The sequence below is a fragment of the Georgenia wutianyii genome (genome assembly GCF_006349365.1).
GTDB lineage: Bacteria > Actinomycetota > Actinomycetes > Actinomycetales > Actinomycetaceae > Oceanitalea > Oceanitalea wutianyii.
On sequence record NZ_CP040899.1, the window covers coordinates 997,340 to 1,014,141 of the forward strand.

15 protein-coding genes are annotated in these 16,802 nt (G+C 72.1%); 11 read left to right on the forward strand and 4 right to left on the reverse strand.

Going from position 1 to position 16,802, the window contains the following annotated elements:
* The first annotated feature begins 117 nt into the window (after positions 1-117).
* From FE251_RS04425 to ilvC, 3 genes are all read left to right on the forward strand, one after another.
* Complete coding sequence (locus FE251_RS04425) at positions 118-1,953, forward strand: acetolactate synthase large subunit (RefSeq protein WP_139072040.1); 1,836 nt, start codon at positions 118-120, stop codon at positions 1,951-1,953.
* A gap of 13 nt (positions 1,954-1,966) precedes the next feature.
* Positions 1,967-2,491, forward strand: coding sequence for an acetolactate synthase small subunit (ilvN, locus tag FE251_RS04430; protein ID WP_139072041.1), 525 nt, complete (start codon positions 1,967-1,969; stop codon positions 2,489-2,491).
* Between the two features lie 63 nt (positions 2,492-2,554).
* A complete protein-coding gene (gene ilvC / locus FE251_RS04435; RefSeq protein WP_139072042.1) occupies positions 2,555-3,583 on the forward strand; it encodes a ketol-acid reductoisomerase in 1,029 nt (342 codons plus the stop codon).
* Positions 3,584-3,646: 63 nt separating this feature from the next.
* Here ilvC and FE251_RS04440 read toward each other — a convergent pair whose 3' ends face one another.
* Together FE251_RS04440 and FE251_RS04445 are read right to left on the reverse strand one after the other, a co-directional pair.
* Positions 3,647-4,768, reverse strand: coding sequence for a ScyD/ScyE family protein (locus FE251_RS04440; protein ID WP_139948074.1), 1,122 nt, complete (start codon positions 4,766-4,768; stop codon positions 3,647-3,649).
* A 199-nt stretch (positions 4,769-4,967) separates the two neighbouring features.
* Positions 4,968-5,507 (reverse strand): DUF4870 domain-containing protein, encoded by a 540-nt coding sequence (locus tag FE251_RS04445; protein ID WP_139948076.1) that lies wholly within the window; start codon positions 5,505-5,507, stop codon positions 4,968-4,970.
* A 76-nt stretch (positions 5,508-5,583) separates the two neighbouring features.
* Between FE251_RS04445 and FE251_RS04450 the strand changes: the two genes are divergently transcribed.
* From FE251_RS04450 to FE251_RS04480, 7 genes are all read left to right on the forward strand, one after another.
* The gene (locus tag FE251_RS04450) at positions 5,584-6,159 is read left to right on the forward strand and encodes an ASCH domain-containing protein (protein WP_139948078.1); all 576 of its coding nucleotides are present in this window, start codon (positions 5,584-5,586) and stop codon (positions 6,157-6,159) included.
* Positions 6,160-6,202: 43 nt separating this feature from the next.
* Positions 6,203-7,258, forward strand: coding sequence for a 3-isopropylmalate dehydrogenase (locus tag FE251_RS04455; protein ID WP_139948080.1), 1,056 nt, complete (start codon positions 6,203-6,205; stop codon positions 7,256-7,258).
* Positions 7,259-7,369: 111 nt separating this feature from the next.
* A complete protein-coding gene (locus FE251_RS04460) occupies positions 7,370-8,464 on the forward strand; it encodes a branched-chain amino acid aminotransferase (protein WP_139948082.1) in 1,095 nt (364 codons plus the stop codon).
* Between the two features lie 229 nt (positions 8,465-8,693).
* On the forward strand, positions 8,694-10,313 hold the full coding sequence (gene cimA / locus FE251_RS04465) for a citramalate synthase (protein ID WP_139072047.1): 1,620 nt from the start codon (positions 8,694-8,696) through the stop codon (positions 10,311-10,313).
* A 72-nt stretch (positions 10,314-10,385) separates the two neighbouring features.
* Positions 10,386-11,435, forward strand: coding sequence for a lipoate--protein ligase family protein (locus FE251_RS04470; RefSeq protein WP_139072048.1), 1,050 nt, complete (start codon positions 10,386-10,388; stop codon positions 11,433-11,435).
* A gap of 156 nt (positions 11,436-11,591) precedes the next feature.
* Entirely contained in the window at positions 11,592-12,293 is a 702-nt protein-coding gene (locus FE251_RS04475; protein WP_139948084.1) for a YggS family pyridoxal phosphate-dependent enzyme, read from the forward strand.
* 81 nt (positions 12,294-12,374) lie between these two features.
* The gene (locus FE251_RS04480) at positions 12,375-12,923 is read left to right on the forward strand and encodes a hypothetical protein (protein WP_139072050.1); all 549 of its coding nucleotides are present in this window, start codon (positions 12,375-12,377) and stop codon (positions 12,921-12,923) included.
* A 51-nt stretch (positions 12,924-12,974) separates the two neighbouring features.
* Here the strand turns inward: FE251_RS04480 and FE251_RS04485 are convergent, their stop codons facing one another.
* A complete protein-coding gene (locus FE251_RS04485) occupies positions 12,975-14,972 on the reverse strand; it encodes a M13 family metallopeptidase (protein WP_139948086.1) in 1,998 nt (665 codons plus the stop codon).
* 68 nt (positions 14,973-15,040) lie between these two features.
* On the opposite strand from FE251_RS04485, the gene FE251_RS04490 reads away from it, so the two are divergent.
* Positions 15,041-15,487 (forward strand): ribose-5-phosphate isomerase, encoded by a 447-nt coding sequence (locus FE251_RS04490; protein WP_139072052.1) that lies wholly within the window; start codon positions 15,041-15,043, stop codon positions 15,485-15,487.
* Here the strand turns inward: FE251_RS04490 and FE251_RS04495 are convergent.
* Complete coding sequence (locus FE251_RS04495; protein ID WP_139948088.1) at positions 15,484-16,779, reverse strand: GNAT family N-acetyltransferase; 1,296 nt, start codon at positions 16,777-16,779, stop codon at positions 15,484-15,486. The genes FE251_RS04490 and FE251_RS04495 overlap by 4 nt on opposite strands.
* Positions 16,780-16,802: the final 23 nt, after the last annotated feature.

Below are 16,802 nucleotides of genomic sequence, written 5' to 3' on the forward strand. Positions count from 1 at the left end.
GGCGCGCAGCCAACCGCTAAGCCGGTCCGCTGCGCGCAGCCCTTCGCACCCCCGCGGGTCGAAGGGTTTTTTGTTGCCGCTCTGCCGCTCCGCCACCGAGGTACCAGGAGGGTCACCATGGCCAAGGGACCAACCCCGGCGCCGCCCCGCACCGCGCCGAGGCCGCCGCTCGCCCCCACCACGCCCGCCCCGCGGGCGATCGTCGAGGAGGTCGACGGCGCGAAGTCGATCGTCCGGTCGCTCGAGGAGGTCGGCGCGGAGGTCATCTTCGGGATCCCCGGCGGCGCGATCCTCCCGACCTACGACCCGCTGTTCGACTCCACCCGGCTGCGCCACATCCTCGTGCGCCACGAGCAGGGCGCCGGGCACGCCGCGACCGGCTACGCCGCCGCCACCGGCAAGGTGGGCGTCTGCATGGCGACCTCCGGCCCGGGCGCGACGAACCTCATCACGGCGCTCGCCGACGCGAACATGGACTCGGTCCCCGTCGTCGCCATCACCGGCCAGGTCGGTGCGAGCGCGATCGGCACCGACGCCTTCCAGGAGGCCGACATCGTCGGCGCGACGATGCCGCTGACGAAGCACTCCTTCCTCGTCACCGACCCCGACGAGATCCCCGCGCGCATCGCCGAGGCCTTCCACATCGCCTCGACCGGTCGTCCCGGCCCGGTGCTCGTCGACATCGCCAAGAGCGCCCAGCAGTCGTCCACGATGTTCCGCTGGCCCCAGCAGCTCGACCTGCCCGGCTACCGGCCGGCCGTCAAGCCGCACTCGCGCCAGGTGCGCGAGGCTGCGCGCCTGCTCGCCACCTCCCGGCGCCCGGTGCTCTACATCGGCGGCGGCGTCATCCGCGCCCAGGCCTCGGCCGCCCTGCGCCGGCTCACCGACCTGTCCGGTGCGCCCGCGGTCACCACGCTCATGGCCCGCGGCGCGCTGCCCGACTCCCACCCCCAGCACCTGGGCATGCCCGGCATGCACGGGTCGGTCGCGGCCGTCGCCGCCCTCCAGCAGGCCGACCTCATCGTCACCCTCGGTGCCCGCTTCGACGACCGCGTCACCGGTCGGCTGTCCTCCTTCGCTCCCAAGGCGACGGTGATCCACGCGGACATCGACCCCGCCGAGATCTCCAAGAACCGGCACGCCGACGTCCCGATCGTCGGCGACCTCGCCGACACGATCCCCGACCTCGTCACCGAGCTCATCGCCGCGCACGAGCAGTTCGGCAAGCCGGACATCGAGGACTGGTGGCGCCGCCTGGACGACCTGCGCGAGACCTACCCGCTCGGCTGGACGCCGACCGCCGACGGGCTCGTCGCACCCCAGCACGTCATCAGCCGGATCGGCGAGATCGCCGGCCCGGAGGCCATCTACGCCGCGGGTGTGGGACAGCACCAGATGTGGGCGGCGCAGTTCATCCGCTACGAGCACCCCCGCACCTGGCTCAACTCCGGCGGCCTGGGGACGATGGGCTACGCCGTCCCCGCCGCGATGGGTGCCAAGGTGGGCCGACCGGACGCCACGGTGTGGGCGATCGACGGCGACGGCTGCTTCCAGATGACCAACCAGGAGCTCGCGACCTGCGCGATCGAGGGGATCCCGATCAAGGTCGCCGTCATCAACAACTCCTCCCTCGGCATGGTCCGCCAGTGGCAGACGCTCTTCTACGACGGCCGTTACTCCAACACCGACCTCAACACCGGCCACGAGACGGCGCGCATCCCCGACTTCGTCAAGCTCGCCGACGCCTACGGCTGCGTCGGCCTGCGCTGCGAGTCGGTCGGCGACGTCGACGCGACGATCAAGCGGGCGATGGAGATCGACGACCGACCCGTCGTCGTCGACTTCGTCGTCAGCCGGGACGCGATGGTGTGGCCGATGGTCGCAGCCGGCGTGGGCAACGACGACATCCAGTACGCACGAGGGCTCACCCCCTCGTGGGACCGCGACGAGTGAAGCGAGGAACCCGATGAGTACCCGTCACACCCTCTCGGTGCTGGTGGAGAACAAGCCCGGCGTGCTCACCCGCGTCTCCGCCCTGTTCGCCCGCCGCGCCTTCAACATCCACTCCCTGGCCGTGGGCCCGACCGAGCACCCGGAGATCTCCCGGATCACGGTCGTCGTCGACGCCGCGGAGCTGCCGCTCGAGCAGGTGACCAAGCAGCTGAACAAGCTCATCAACGTCATCAAGATCGTCGAGCTCGAGCCCGACGCCTCGGTCCAGCGTGAGCTGCTCCTCGTCAAGGTCCGTGCCGACGACGCCTCGCGCACCGCCGTGCTCCAGGTCGTCGAGCTGTTCCGGGCGCACGTCGTCGACGTCGCACCGGACGCCGTGACGATCGAGGCGACCGGCTCGCACAACAAGCTCCAGGCACTCCTCACGGCCCTCGAGCCGCACGGGGTCCGCGAGATCGTCCAGTCCGGCACCGTGGCGATCGGCCGCGGCGCCCGGTCGATGACCGACCGCGCGCTCGAACGCGTGCGAACCGCCTGACCCATACTTGACCCAGCGCCGGCCCGCCGGCCCGATCCACCACCGACACCAGGGAGAACCACTGTGGCTGAGCTGTACTACGACGACGACGCCGACCTGTCCGTCATCGCCGGGAAGAAGGTCGCCGTCATCGGCTACGGCAGCCAGGGGCACGCGCACGCGCTGAACCTGCGCGACTCGGGCGTCGACGTCACCGTCGGCCTGCGCGAGGGGAGCTCGTCGGCGGCGAAGGCCACGGACGAGGGCCTCAAGGTCGCGAGCGTCGCCGACGCCGTCGCCGGCGCCGACGTCGTCGTCATCCTCGCCCCGGACCAGGTGCAGCGCAGCCTGTACGCCGAGCAGATCGAGCCGAACCTCAAGGCCGACGCCGCGCTCCTCTTCGCGCACGGCTTCAACATCCGCTTCGGCTACATCAAGCCGGCCGCCGGGCACGACGTCATCATGGTCGCGCCCAAGGGCCCGGGCCACCTCGTGCGCCGCGAGTACGAGGCCGGGCGCGGCGTGCCGGTCATCGTCGCCGTCGAGCAGGACGCCTCGGGCCACGCGTGGGACCTCGCGCTGTCCTACGCCAAGGCGATCGGCGGCCTGCGCGCCGGCGGCATCAGGACGACCTTCACCGAGGAGACCGAGACCGACCTGTTCGGTGAGCAGGCCGTGCTGTGCGGCGGCACCTCCCAGCTCGTCCAGTACGGCTTCGAGGTCCTCACCGAGGCCGGCTACCAGCCCGAGGTCGCCTACTTCGAGGTGCTCCACGAGCTCAAGCTCATCGTCGACCTCATGTGGGAGGGCGGCATCGCCAAGCAGCGCTGGAGCGTCTCCGACACCGCCGAGTACGGCGACTACGTCTCCGGCCCGCGGGTCATCACCCCCGAGGTGAAGGAGAACATGAAGGCCGTGCTCGCCGACATCCAGTCCGGCGCGTTCGCCGACCGCTTCATCACCGACCAGGACGCCGGCGCGCCGGAGTTCAAGGACCTGCGCGGCAAGGGCGAGCAGCACCCGATCGAGAGCACCGGTCGCGAGCTGCGCAAGCTCTTCTCCTGGGTCGAGGACCGCGACTCCGACTACACCGAGGGCAGCGCCGCGCGCTGACCTCCGCACCGCCACGAGGCGCCGGTCGGGACGTCCCGGCCGGCGCCTCGCGCATTGGCGGTGCTACCAGCCGCGGTAGCTGTACCGCACGAGGGCGCCCTCCCCGAAGGTGCCCGTCGTCGCGTAGACGGTGCGCCCGTCGACGGCGACGTCCGCGGGGGAGTCGGCGGCGAAGAGGGTCGTGGCCCGGTTGCGGAACGGCGGGATGACCGAGACCTCCCCGCCGAACATCTCGGCGACGAGGATGGCGCCCGTCGGGGTGATGGCCAGGCCGGTGGCCCCGTGGAGGTTGCCGGTGACCTCGAAGGTGGGGCCACCGCGGGCGCTCACCCGGTAGACGCTGCTCAGCGGCACGATCTCCCCGACGCTGCCGCCGAGGGTCGTGACGTACAGCCCGCCGTCCCAGCCGCGCTGGACGTCGGTGGGGACGGGCTCGGCGACCCACTGCTTGCCCACGACGCAGTCGGGAATGTCGGCCCCCGGCATCTGCGCCTCGAGCGCCGCCTCGATCTCGGCGGTGAACCGGACGGACTTGCCGGGCAGGACGCCGACCGTGGAGATGTCCCCGGTCCGCTCGTTCACCTTGAGGATCGCGTTGGCCGCGGCGTCGGCGACGTAGATCGTGCCGTTGTGGGCGTCGAGCTGGTAGCCGTGCGACTCGACGATCCCGGTGTAGCTGTCGAGCGGGATGCCGACCTGCTCCTCGAAGGCGGCGACGTCGGCGGCACACTGCCCTCGCAGGCCGCGGAAGCCGTAGGTCTGCCCGGCGTCAGGGTTGTCGGCGATCTCGTGGGCCCACAGGTCGTCGCTGACGACGGTGCGCTCACCGTTGCGGGTCCGCACGACGTGGGTCGTGGGAGTACCGCTGCTGAGGTCGCTCTCGATGTGGTAGGTCGCGCCGCGGTCGTAGGTGACGCCGACGAGCTCGCCCGTGTCGGGACCACCGGGGAGCGTGTGGAGGTTGGTGACCGTCCCGGCCCGGTCGACCTTGGACAGGGTGTTGGCGAAGGTCTGGGTGACGTAGACGTCGCCGCGGTTGCCGACCGCGAGCGTGAGCGGGCCGATGAGGCCGCCCGCGACCACCTCGGGCTCGCGGGCCCGGTCACCGGCGTGTGCCGGGACCGAGAGAAGGGTGGCGGTCAGGGCGAGGACACTCGCTCCGGCGGCCAGGGTGCGCTTGCGCATGGACTCCTCCAGGCGTGAGAGAAGGCGGACGTTTCTCCCTGGTGGGACGTCCGGTCCACGGGTGCGCGGCGGCGGGCTGCCTGGGCCCGCCTCGCCCGCCCGTCTCCGCCGGGACAGCGCGAGGCTATGCCCGTTCGCAGGGCATGGGAAAGGGGGGACCGGGGAGGATTCGGGCGAACCACCCCGGCATCACCCCGGCTCAGTTGAGGATCGGCACCTGCCACGGGTAGCGGTAGATCTCTCCGCGGCTGGCCGCGATCGCACCCTTGATCGAGAGCACGAGCTGGGCGATGAAGATGCCGATGAGGACGACGACGGCGACCGGGATGAGGATCACCGTGATGACGCTGATCCAGGCGAGGATGCTGACGACCCACACGGTGACGTTGAAGTTGAAGGCGCTCGCGGCGGCGTTGCGGATGAGCGGGCCGCGGTCGCGCCACACCAGCCAGACGACGAGCGGGCCGAGGAAGCTGAGCCAGCCGGCGCTCACCACCATGGCGATGAGCGGGGAGAGGTGGGCGACGACGGCGATGGTGCGGTCGTCGCCGTTGGGCTGTCCGTAGGGTGGCTGCTGTCCGTAGCCGTAGGGCTGCTGCCCGTACCCGGGCGGCTGCTGCCCATACCCGGGCGGCTGCTGCCCATACCCGTGGGGCTGCTCGCCGTAGGGCTGCTGACCGTAGGGCTGCTGGCCGAACGGGTCACCACCGGGCTGCTGGGGAGGGGGAGGCGTGGACATCGTGGCTCCTTGGTCGCCGTTCGCTGCTGCTCCAAGCGTACGCACGGACGGGCCGCGGGACTGGCACACTCGGCACATGAGTGAGCACACCGAGCCGGAGCTCGACCACGACGACGCCCGCGACGCCGCCGTCGCCTCCTACTGGGCGACCGCCCGCAAGCGCGCGGGCCTCAACCGGCTCGACGTCGTCGTCGGCCAGCAGGCCCTCGGGGCGGTCCAGCCGCCCGCGTGGTCCTTCGGCTCCGGCTCCGAGGAGGCCGACTCGCTCCTCGACCTCGTCCTCGCCGGCCGCAAGACGGCCACGGCCAGCGCGGAGAGCCCGTACTCGGCGCAGGGCGTGCCGGTCCCGGTGCCCGGTGACCTCTCGATCATCCTCGACGGCGCCGGACGGCCCCGTGCGCTCATCGTCACCACGGAGGTCGAGGTGCGTCCCTTCCGGGAGGTGGACGCCGAGCACGCCGCCGCGGAGGGGGAGGGGGACCTGTCCCTCGAGCACTGGCGCACGGTCCACGAGCCGTTCTTCGCCGCCGAGCTGGCGGAGGTGGGTCTGCCCTTCGACGCGGACGTCCCGGTGGTCCTCGAGCGCTTCAAGCTGCTCGACCCCAAGCCGCGCCGGCACCACGAGGACGTGCGCGAACCTGTCACTACGTGAGACGACCGTCCCGATGGGCGGACGGCGGTCTAAGGTGGCGCGCATGACGCGCACCATCGACCTCGCAGTGATCGCCGGCGACGGGATCGGACAGGAAGTCGTCGCCGAGGGCCTCAAGGTCCTCGACGCCGTGGTCTCCGGGCAGGACGTCACCGTCCGGACCACGCCCTACGACCTCGGCGCCGCCCGCTGGCACCGGACTGGGGAGACCCTCACCGCCGAGGACCTCGCCTCGCTCCGCGGCCACGACGCCATCCTCCTCGGCGCCGTCGGCGACCCGAGCGTCCCCAGCGGCGTGCTCGAGCGGGGCCTGCTCCTGCGTCTGCGCTTCGAGCTCGACCACTACGTCAACCTGCGCCCCTCCCGCCTCTTCCCGGGCGTCGGCTCCCCGCTGGCAGCCCCGGGCGAGGTCGACTTCGTCGTCGTGCGCGAGGGCACCGAGGGCCCTTACGTCGGCAACGGCGGCGCGATCCGCGTGGGCACCCCGCACGAGGTCGCCAACGAGGTCAGCGTCAACACCGCCTTCGGCGTCGAGCGCGTCGTGCGTGACGCCTTCGCCCGTGCCGCGGCCCGCCCGCGCAAGAAGCTCACGCTCGTCCACAAGCACAACGTGCTCGTCCACGCGGGCCACCTGTGGCGGCGCACCGTCGAGCGGGTGAACGCCGAGTTCCCGGACGTCACCGTGGACTACCTCCACGTCGACGCCGCGACGATCTTCCTCGTCACCGACCCCTCGCGGTTCGACGTCATCGTCACCGACAACCTCTTCGGCGACATCCTCACCGACCTCGCCGCGGCCATCACCGGCGGCATCGGCCTGGCCGCCTCGGGCAACGTCAACCCCGACCGCACCTCGCCGAGCATGTTCGAGCCCGTCCACGGCTCCGCGCCCGACATCGCGGGCCAGGGCAAGGCCGACCCGACCGCCACCGTGCTGTCGGTCGCGCTGCTCCTCGACCACCTCGGGTACGGCCAGGAGGCCGCTCGCGTGGAGGCCGCCGTGGCGGCCGACATCGCGAACCGCGGCACCGCCACCCGCTCGACCAGCGAGGTGGGCGACGCGCTCGCGGCGGCCGTCTCCGCCGCCGTCCCCGCCTGACGGCACGTGGCCGGGTCCGCCCGGCCAGCGGCGCCCGAGGGGCTACCCTCGGATCCGAACTCACCAGCACCCGCCCCGGCGGATGACCCGATGGACCGCTGGAGGCCCGCCATGACCACCGCACCCGCCGACTACGCGATCGTGCCGAGCTCCCACCCGCGCACGACGGCCCAGCGGACGGCAGCCCTCGAGCGGCTGAGCTTCGGCGTCGAGTTCACCGACCACATGGCCCGGGCGACGTGGACGCCGGAGGAGGGCTGGCAGGGGCACCGGGTCGAGGCCTTCGCGCCCCTGGAGCTGTCCCCGGCGGCGGCGGTCCTCCACTACGCGCAGGAGATCTTCGAAGGGCTCAAGGCCTACCGCCACGCCGACGGCTCGGTGTGGGCCTTCCGCCCGGAGGCCAACGCCCGGCGCTTCGCGGCGTCCGCGCGTCGGCTGGCGATGCCCGAGCTGCCCGAGGAGGACTTCCTCGCCTCGATCAGCGCGCTCGTGGACACCGACCTCGAGTGGGTGCCCTCGACGGAGGGCGCGAGCCTGTACCTGCGGCCCTTCATGATCGCCACCGAGCCCTTCCTCGGCGTCCGGCCGGCGCAGCGCTACGAGTACCTCGTCATCGCCTCGCCCGTCGGCCCCTACTTCGTCAACGGCTTCCAGCCCGTGTCGATCTGGGTCGCGCAGGACTACCACCGCGCCGGTCCCGGCGGCACCGGCCACGCGAAGTTCGGCGGCAACTACGCCGCGAGCCTGCTCCCGCAGCAGCGCGCCAACGCCCAGGGTTTCGACCAGGTGTGCTTCCTGGACGCGGCGACCCGCACGAACCTCGAGGAGCTCGGCGGGATGAACGTCTTCGTCGTCGACGAGGACGGAGTGGTCCACACCCCGGCGCTCACCGGCACCATCCTCGAGGGCGTCACCCGCTCCTCGATCCTCACCCTCCTCACCGAGGAGGGCCTGGAGGTGCGCGAGCGCGACATCCCGCTCACCTGGCTGCTCGACGGCGTCCGCGACGGCTCCGTGCGCGAGGTGTTCGCGTGCGGCACCGCGGCGGTCATCACCCCGATCGGCCGTCTCGCCGGTGAGTCCTTCGACGTCACGGTCGGGGACGGGGCTGCCGGCCCGGTGACGAGCCGGCTCTTCGACCGGCTCACCGACATCCAGTTCGGGCGGGCGCAGGACCCCCACGACTGGATGCGCCGCCTCGCCTGAGGCGCGCCCGCCATCCGGACCCGTGGTCCCGGTCACCGAACATGTGTCATCATGACGCCATGCAGCTCCGGCTCATTATCGGCTAGCGCACGCGGCACCGACCCCGCCACGTGCGCAACCTCCCGTACCCCGGGAGGTTTTTTTGTTGCCGGCCGCGGCGAGAACCCGCGCCACGCCCCCTCGGCCGGGGGAGCAGGACTGTCACCGCTGGACCAAGGGAATGGGAACGATGAGCACGACGACGCGCCTCTCCTCGCTGGGTGAGCTCACCATCGACGTCTACGACACGACCCTGCGCGACGGCGCGCAGCAGGAGGGGATGAACCTCTCCGTGGCGGACAAGCTCGCCATCGCCTCGCTGCTCGACGAGCTCGGTGTCGGCTACATCGAGGGCGGGTGGCCCGGCGCCATTCCCAAGGACACCGAGTTCTTCGCCCGGGCCGCCAAGGAGCTCGACCTGCGCCACGCGCGGCTCGCGGCCTTCGGCTCGACCTGCAAGGCCGGCACCACCCCGCACGACGACCCCCAGGTGCGGGCGCTCGTGGACTCCGAGGCGCCGGTCGTGACGATCGTGGCCAAGAGCGACATCCGGCACGTCGAGCGGGCGCTGCGCACGTCCGCCGAGGAGAACCTGCGGATGATCACCGACACCGTGCGCTACCTGCGCGAGCAGGGCCGCGAGGTCATCCTCGACGCCGAGCACTTCTTCGACGGCTACCGCTTCGACCGTGGTTACGCCCTGTCCGCCGTCACCGCGGCACTCGAGGCGGGCGCGGAGGTCGCCGTCCTGTGCGACACGAACGGCGGGATGCTCCCGGGCTGGGTGCACGAGATCGTCGCCGACGTGCGCACCCAGGTGGACGGCCGGCTCGGCATCCACGCCCACAACGACACCGGGTGCGCCGTGGCCAACTCCCTCGCCGCCGTCGAGGCCGGCGCCCGACACGTGCAGGGCACGGTCAACGGCTACGGCGAGCGCACCGGCAACGCCGACCTCGTCACCGTCGTGGCGAACCTCGAGCTCAAGCACGGGGTGCGCACCCTCGCCGGCGACGGTCTGCGCGAGTCGAGCCGCCTGTCCCACGCGATCAGCGAGATCACCAACATCAGCCCTTACGGGCGCCAGCCCTACGTCGGGGCCAGCGCCTTCGCCCACAAGGCCGGCCTGCACGCCTCGGCCATCCGGGTGGACCCCGACCTGTACCAGCACATCGACCCGGTCGCCGTCGGCAACGACATGCGCATGCTCGTCTCCGAGATGGCCGGGCGGGCGAGCATCGAGCTCAAGGGCCGCGAGCTCGGCATCGACCTGTCCGGGCGACCGGACGTGCTCGGCAGGGTCACCGAGCGCGTCAAGGCGGCCGAGGCGCAGGGCTACACCTTCGACGCCGCCGACGCGTCCTTCGAGCTCGTCCTGCGTGAGGAGCTCGACGGCACCCGGCCGCGGTACTTCACCGTCGAGAGCTGGCGGGCGATGGTCCAGACGCTGAGCCAGGACATCTCCCTCACCCAGGCAGAGGCCACCGTCAAGCTGCACACCGGCCGCGGCCGCGTCGTGTGCACCGGCGAGGGCAACGGCCCGGTCAACGCCCTGGACCACGCGCTGCGCCAGGCGCTCGTCGACGTCTACCCCGAGCTCGAGGACTTCGAGCTCATCGACTTCAAGGTGCGCATCCTCGACACCCAGTCCGGCACGGACGCCACGACTCGGGTGCTCATCGAGACCTCCGACGGCGTCCACTCGTGGAGCACCGTCGGCGTCGGGCCCGACATCATCGAGGCGAGCTGGGAGGCCCTGGTCGACTCCGTCGTCTACGGGCTCCTGCGCCGCGACGTCTCGCCGCGCTGACCACCGGGGCGCGAGGGGTCCTGCCGGGGTGCGCTCGCGGCGCGGGCCGCCGGCCGGGCTAGGGTGGGCAGCGTGCGCGGTGAGTACAAGGTGCCAGGAGGCAAGCTGGTCGCGGTCGACCTCGACGTCGTCGAGGACCGGTTGCGCGACGTCAGCGTGTCCGGGGACTTCTTCCTCGAGCCAGACTCGGCGCTCGCCCTCATCAACGGCGCGCTGGAGGGGATGCCCGCCGACGCACGCGCCGAGGACCTCGCCCGCGCCGTGAACGGGGCGCTCGGCCCGGACGTCGCCATGGTCGGCTTCGACGCCGAGGCGGTCGGGATCGCGGTCCGCCGAGCCCTCGGCCGGGCGACGAGCTGGGCCGACCACACCTTCGACGTCATCGGCCCGCGGACGATGCACCCGGCGATGCACGTCGCCCTCGACGAGGTCATCCCCGCGGAGGTCGCCGCCGGCCGCCGTCCCCCGGTGCTGCGCATCTGGGACTGGGACGCCCCGCTCGTCGTCATCGGCTCCTTCCAGTCGGTGCGCAACGAGATCGACCCGGAGGGCCTGGCCCGCCACGACATGATGGTCGTGCGCCGCATCTCCGGCGGCGGGGCGATGTTCATGGAGCCCGGCAACTGCATCACCTACTCCCTCGTCGTGCCCACCTCGCTCGTCGAAGGGCTGAGCTTCGAGCGCTCCTACGCCTTCCTCGACGACTGGGTGCTCGGCGCGCTCAAGGACGTCGGCGTCACTGCCCGCTACGTCCCGCTCAACGACATCGCCTCCGACGCCGGCAAGATCGGCGGGGCCGCGCAGAAGCGGTTCGCCAGCGGCGTCGTCCTGCACCACGTGACGATGAGCTACGACATCGACGCCGACAAGATGCTCGAGGTGCTGCGCATCGGCCGGGAGAAGCTGTCGGACAAGGGGACGAAGAGCGCGAACAAGCGCGTCGACCCCATGCGCTCGCAGACCGGGATGGCCCGGGCCGACATCATCGACGCGTTCATCGCCCACTTCGAGGGCCGGTACGACACCCGCCGCTCGGACTACACCGCCGAGGAGCTCGCGCGGGCCGAGGAGCTCATGCGCACGAAGTTCCTCGACGACGCCTGGACCAACCGGGTCCCCTGACCCTCACACCTCCCTTCCACCCCTTTCCCGTCGAGAGCTGGATCGTGCACCGTGCAGGATCCAGCTCTCGACGCATGAAGGGGTGGGGAGGGGAGCGGCGCGGCACGGGCGACGAGCGTCCTGGGAGTCGGCCGGTGGGGCGATATCGTCAGGAGCGTGAGCAGTGAGGTGACCGGGCGACTGGCTGCTGTGCGCGAGCGGGTCGCGCGCGCGGCACGGGTTGTCGGGAGGGACCCCGACGACGTGCGCATCCTCCTCGCCGTCAAGACGCAGACCGGCGACGTCGTGCGCGAGGCAGTCCTCGACGGCGCGCGCCTCCTGGGGCACAACCGCGCCCAGGAGCTCGTCGCGATGGCTCCCGAGCTCGCCGACGTCCCGCACGAGATGCACTTCATCGGACGGCTGCAGTCGAACAAGGCGACCAAGGTCGTCCCGCTCGTCTCCTGCGTGCAGAGCGTCGACGGTCTCGCGCTGGCCCAGCGGCTCGACCGGCTCGCGGGCGAGGCCGGCCGCGTGCTCGACGTCTTCGTCCAGGTCAACACCTCGGGGGAGGCGAGCAAGGCGGGCTCCGCGCCGGAGGGGGCGCTCGAGCTCGCCGTCGGCGTCGGGCTCCTGCCCCACCTGCGGCTGCGGGGCCTGATGACCATCGGCGCGAACTCTGCGGACGTCGACGTCGTCCGGGCCTCCTACGAGCGGCTCGCCCGGCTGCGCGACGACGTCGTCGCGAGCGGTGCCCCCGGCACCGGGGACGCACGCGAGCTGTCGATGGGGATGAGCCGGGACCTCGAGGTCGCGGTCGCGGCCGGGGCGACCATGGTCCGGGTCGGCACCGCCGCCTTCGGGAGCCGGCCCGCCTGACGTGCGGCTTTTCCGGGTTGCCGCGACGTTCGCGTACGGTGTCGGGCGTTGTCGAGAGAGACTGGAAGGTCGATGTCCGAAATGCCCGGGAATCGGCGGCTGACGCCGGCGCAGATCCTGCTCATCGTCGTGGTGAGCATCCTCGTCCTGCTCTTCGTCGTCCTGCTCGCCGGACGGCTCGGGGGCGAGGACGAGCGGTCCGCCGCCGACGCGTCCACCACCCCGGCGGAGGCTCCCGCGGCCAGCGGGACCGCCACCCCGGCGCCCCGGGAGGAGGGGGCGACGCCCGCACCCGAGTCGGAGTACTTCGCCTCACCCACCGGCAACATCGTCTGCGTGCTCACCGTCGACAGCACCGAGTGCGTGATCTCGAACTTCACCTACGAGGCCACCGACGCGGCCGAGTGCGGTGACGAGGGCGCCGGCGGCCACCTGCGCGTGGAGCCGGCCGGGGCGTCGATGCCCTGCGAGCCGCTCGTCGTCGCCGGTGACGTCTCGCCCCTCGCCTACGGCGAGACGATCAGCGCGCACGGCTACACCTGCGAGAGCGCGGAGAGCGGCGTCACCTGCCGCCACGACGAGTCCGGCTACGGGTTCACCGTGGCCCGGGCCGCCTACTCCCTCTTCTGACGTCCTGAGCACGAGGCCCGGACCGCCGTCGCGGTCCGGGCCTCGTGGCGATCACCAGATCTTCACGCGCTCCTCGGGCGGGAGGTACAGCGCGTCGCTGGGCTGGACGTCGAAGGCCTCGACGAAGGAGTCGAGGTTGCGCACGACGCCGTTGCAGCGGAACTCGTTCGGCGAGTGCGGGTCGATCGCCAGCAGCCGGATGACCTCGGCGTCGCGGGCCTTCTGCTGCCACACCCGGCCCCAGCAGTAGAAGATGCGCTGCAGCCCGGTGAGCCCGTCGATCACCGGCGCCTCGTCCAGGCCGGCGAGCCCCTGCTTGCGCAGGGCGATCTCGTAGGCCTTGATGGCGATCGTCAGGCCGCCGAGGTCACCGATGTTCTCCCCGATGGTCAGCGCGCCGTTGACGTGGTGCGATCCGTCCAGCTGGGCGGGGGAGAAGGCGTCGTACTGGGCGATGAGCGCCTTCGTGCGGGCCTCGAACTCGGCACGGTCCTGCTCGGTCCACCAGTCCTGCAGCCGGCCGGTGCCGTCGTACTTGGAACCCTGGTCGTCGAAGCCGTGGCCGATCTCGTGGCCGATGACGGCGCCGATCCCGCCGTAGTTCCACGCGTCGTCGGCCTCGGCGTCGAAGAACGGCGGCTGGAGGATGGCGGCGGGGAAGACGATCTCGTTCATCGTCGGGTTGTAGTAGGCGTTGACCGTCTGGGGCGGCATGAACCACTCGTCGCGGTCCATCGGCTTGCCCAGCTTGGCGAGCTCGCGCTTCGTCTCGAACAGCTCGGCGCGCCGCACGTTGCCCATGAGGTCCGTGGGGTCGATCTCCAGGGTGGAGTAGTCGCGCCACTTGTCGGGGTAGCCGATCTTGGGGGTGAAGGCAGCGAGCTTCTCCAGCGCGCGCTCCTTCGTCTCCTCACCCATCCAGTCGAGCCCGGTGATCGACTCCCGGTAGGCCTCGATGAGGTTGTCGACGAGCTCCTGCATGCGGGCCTTGTGCGCCGGCGGGAAGTACCGCTCGACGTAGATCTTGCCCACGGCCTCGCCCAGCACGCCCTCGACGAGGGACACGCCCCGCTTCCACCGCTCGCGCAGCTCCGGCGCGCCGGTGAGGGTGCGGCCGTAGAAGTCGAAGTGCTCCTCGACGAACGCGGCAGGCAGGTAGGGCGCGCGGGTGGAGACGACGTGCCACAGCAGCCACATCCGCAGGGAGTCGACGTCGAGCTCCTCCCAGGCGGCCGCGAAGTGCGTGAGGTAGGACGGCATGCCGACGATGGAGGTGTCGAGGGCGCCGGCGGGCAGGTCGAACGCCTCGCGCCACAGGTCCCACGGGAAGCCGGGGGCGCCCTCGACGACCTCGGCCCACGTGCGCGGGTTGTTGATGAGGTCGGCCTCCCGCGACTTCACCTTGTCCCAGTGACCCGCGGCCAGACGCGTCTCGACCGCCATGACCCGCTGCGCCGCGCCCATCGCCTCGTCGGCGGGGACGAGTCCGGAGAGCTCGAGCATGGTGGCGACGTGCGCGACGTAGGCCGAGCGGGTCTCGGCGTGCGCGTCCTCGCGGTAGTAGGACTCGTCGGGCAGCCCGAGCCCGCTCTGCCACAGGAAGACCGAGTAGCGGTCGGGGTCGTTGAAGTCGGTGTCGACGAAGAGCGCGACGGCGCCGCCGATGCCGGTGGGCGCCAGGGTGCCCATGGCGCGCGCGAGGGCGTCCTTGTCGCGGGCGGCGGTGAACAGCTCGAGGTCGGCCTGCAGGGGCGCGGTGCCCAGCGCCTCGATGCGCTCCTCGGCCATGAACGAGGCGTACAGGTCCCCGATCTGCTTCGCCTCACCCGTGGCGTCCTCGGTGGCGGCCTCGGTGATGATGTCGCGCACCCGCTGCTCGGACAGGTCGCGCAGCACCATGAAGGCGCCGTCCCGGGCACGGTCCGCGGGGATCTCGTGCTCCCGGACGTAGGTGCCGTTGATGAAGCGGTAGAGGTCGTCCTGCGGCCGCACGGACGTGTCCATGGCCTGCTCGAACGACATGGGAGCGGTCGTCTCGTTCGTCGTCATGCTCCGACGATACGGGAGCCCTCGGACAGGGGTCCCCGGCACGGCCCGCGCACGGCAAGATAGGGGTCATGCGCATCCACATCGCCGCCGACCACGCCGGCTACGAGCTCAAGACCGCCCTCGTCGAGCACCTCACCGCCGGCGGCCACGACGTCGTCGACCACGGTGCCCACGAGTACGACGCCGAGGACGACTACCCCTCGTTCTGCTTCGCCGCGGGCGAGGCCGTCGTCGCCGAGCCGGGGAGCCTGGGCATCGTCCTCGGCGGCTCGGGCAACGGTGAGCAGATCGCCGCGAACAAGGTCCGCGGCGTGCGCGCCGCCCTCGTGTGGGACACCGACACCGCCGTCCTCGCACGGGCGCACAACGACGCCAACGTCATCTCCCTCGGTGCCCGCAAGCACCCGGTGGACGACGCGATCGCCTTCGTCGAGGCGTTCCTCGCCGAGCCGTTCTCCGGCGAGGCCCGCCACCAGCGTCGCATCGACCAGCTCGCGGCCTACGAGCAGCGCTAGAAGCCCCAGCCGGTGCTGGGGGCCACCGGCCAGCCCAGGGCGGCCGCCGCCGGGACGAGCGAGCCGGGGACGAGCTCGGTGACCCGCCCGGCGGCGTGCAGCGCGCTCAGGGTCGTCCCGCCGAGGTAGGCGGAGCCGAGGTCTGCGACGCCGATCGCCAGGTGCGCCGGTGCCTCGGTCCGGGAGACCTCGACGCCCTCGGGGCCGCCACGCACGTGCCACCGGCCGTGGTTGTCGGGCACGAGCGGGTCGCTGACGTCGAGGACGACGTCGACGGCGCACGGGTAGGAGCGCAGCCGCAGCGCGGCGGGCAGGTCGAGGATGCGCACCCACACGTCGTCGTGGATCTTGCGGTTGGTGCCGCGCAGGTCGGTGAGCAGGCCGAGGACGGCGTCGTCGGGCGCGAGGTTGCGCACCTCGACCGTCCCCATGAGGTCGAGGTCGAGGAGGGTGGCCCACAGCGCCCGCGCGGCCGCGGCGTCCAGCGCGAGGACGTCGTGGATCTTGACGACGCCCTCCGGGCGGTTCTCGTCGCTCCACTTCTCCGTGCGCCGCAGCAGCGCGTAGCCGCGCGGCTCGCCCGCGGCGTCCCGGACGAACGCGATCCGCCGCCGCTCGGCGCCCTTGCGGGCCGAGGGCCAGTCCAGGACGTGCAGCCGCCGCAGCGCCTCGGTGTCCCGGGTGATCCACCCGGGACGCACGGCGCTGCCGTGGACCTGCTCCAGCTCGGCGCCGTGCCGGGCGACGTCGAAGGTGTCGAGCTCGACGAGGAGCTCCTCGCTCCCGGGAACCGGGCGCAGGTCGGCGCCCCTGCCCAGGGTGAGCGAGGCGCGGTGGCTCGCGATGCCGTATCCGTACCGGCCGTAGATACCGCTCTCCGCGGCGTAGAGGACCGAGAGGACCTCGCCGCGGTCACGGCTGCGGCGCAGGTGCGCGTGGAGCATCGTGCGGCTCAGGCCGCGCCGGCGGTGCCCGGGGTGCACCCCGACCCAGGTGAGGCCGGCGGCGGGCACCCGCTGCCCGCCGGGCACCTGCACCCGGAAGGCGTAGGAGGAGTGCATCGCCGCGAGCATCGTCCCCCGCGGGCCGTCGAACCAGACGCCGACGCTGCGCGCGGGCTCCAGCGCCCACACGTCGACCTGGTCGTCCTCGGGGGAGGATTCGAAGGCGAAGGCCCAGCGGTCGATCTCGCGCATGGCGTCGCGGTCGGTGGCGTCGTCGAGCTCGGCGAGGCGGTAGCCGGGCGGCAGCGGGACCTGTGTGGGGTGGGTGTGGGGCACGGGGACGAGCATGGCAGCAGCCCCGACGGCGTAGC

What these genes read in the sequence shown, in the direction of transcription:
- FE251_RS04425 (WP_139072040.1), top strand. Translation starts at nt 118, where the DNA reads ATGGCCAAGGGACCAACCCCGGCGCCGCCCCGCACCGCGCCGAGGCCG.
- ilvN (WP_139072041.1), top strand. Translation starts at nt 1,967, where the DNA reads ATGAGTACCCGTCACACCCTCTCGGTGCTGGTGGAGAACAAGCCCGGC.
- FE251_RS04440 (WP_139948074.1), bottom strand. Translation starts at nt 4,768, where the DNA reads ATGCGCAAGCGCACCCTGGCCGCCGGAGCGAGTGTCCTCGCCCTGACC.
- FE251_RS04445 (WP_139948076.1), bottom strand. Translation starts at nt 5,507, where the DNA reads ATGTCCACGCCTCCCCCTCCCCAGCAGCCCGGTGGTGACCCGTTCGGC.
- FE251_RS04450 (WP_139948078.1), top strand. Translation starts at nt 5,584, where the DNA reads ATGAGTGAGCACACCGAGCCGGAGCTCGACCACGACGACGCCCGCGAC.
- FE251_RS04455 (WP_139948080.1), top strand. Translation starts at nt 6,203, where the DNA reads ATGACGCGCACCATCGACCTCGCAGTGATCGCCGGCGACGGGATCGGA.
- FE251_RS04460 (WP_139948082.1), top strand. Translation starts at nt 7,370, where the DNA reads ATGACCACCGCACCCGCCGACTACGCGATCGTGCCGAGCTCCCACCCG.
- cimA (WP_139072047.1), top strand. Translation starts at nt 8,694, where the DNA reads ATGAGCACGACGACGCGCCTCTCCTCGCTGGGTGAGCTCACCATCGAC.
- FE251_RS04480 (WP_139072050.1), top strand. Translation starts at nt 12,375, where the DNA reads ATGCCCGGGAATCGGCGGCTGACGCCGGCGCAGATCCTGCTCATCGTC.
- FE251_RS04485 (WP_139948086.1), bottom strand. Translation starts at nt 14,972, where the DNA reads ATGACGACGAACGAGACGACCGCTCCCATGTCGTTCGAGCAGGCCATG.
- FE251_RS04490 (WP_139072052.1), top strand. Translation starts at nt 15,041, where the DNA reads ATGCGCATCCACATCGCCGCCGACCACGCCGGCTACGAGCTCAAGACC.
- FE251_RS04495 (WP_139948088.1), bottom strand. Translation starts at nt 16,779, where the DNA reads ATGCTCGTCCCCGTGCCCCACACCCACCCCACACAGGTCCCGCTGCCG.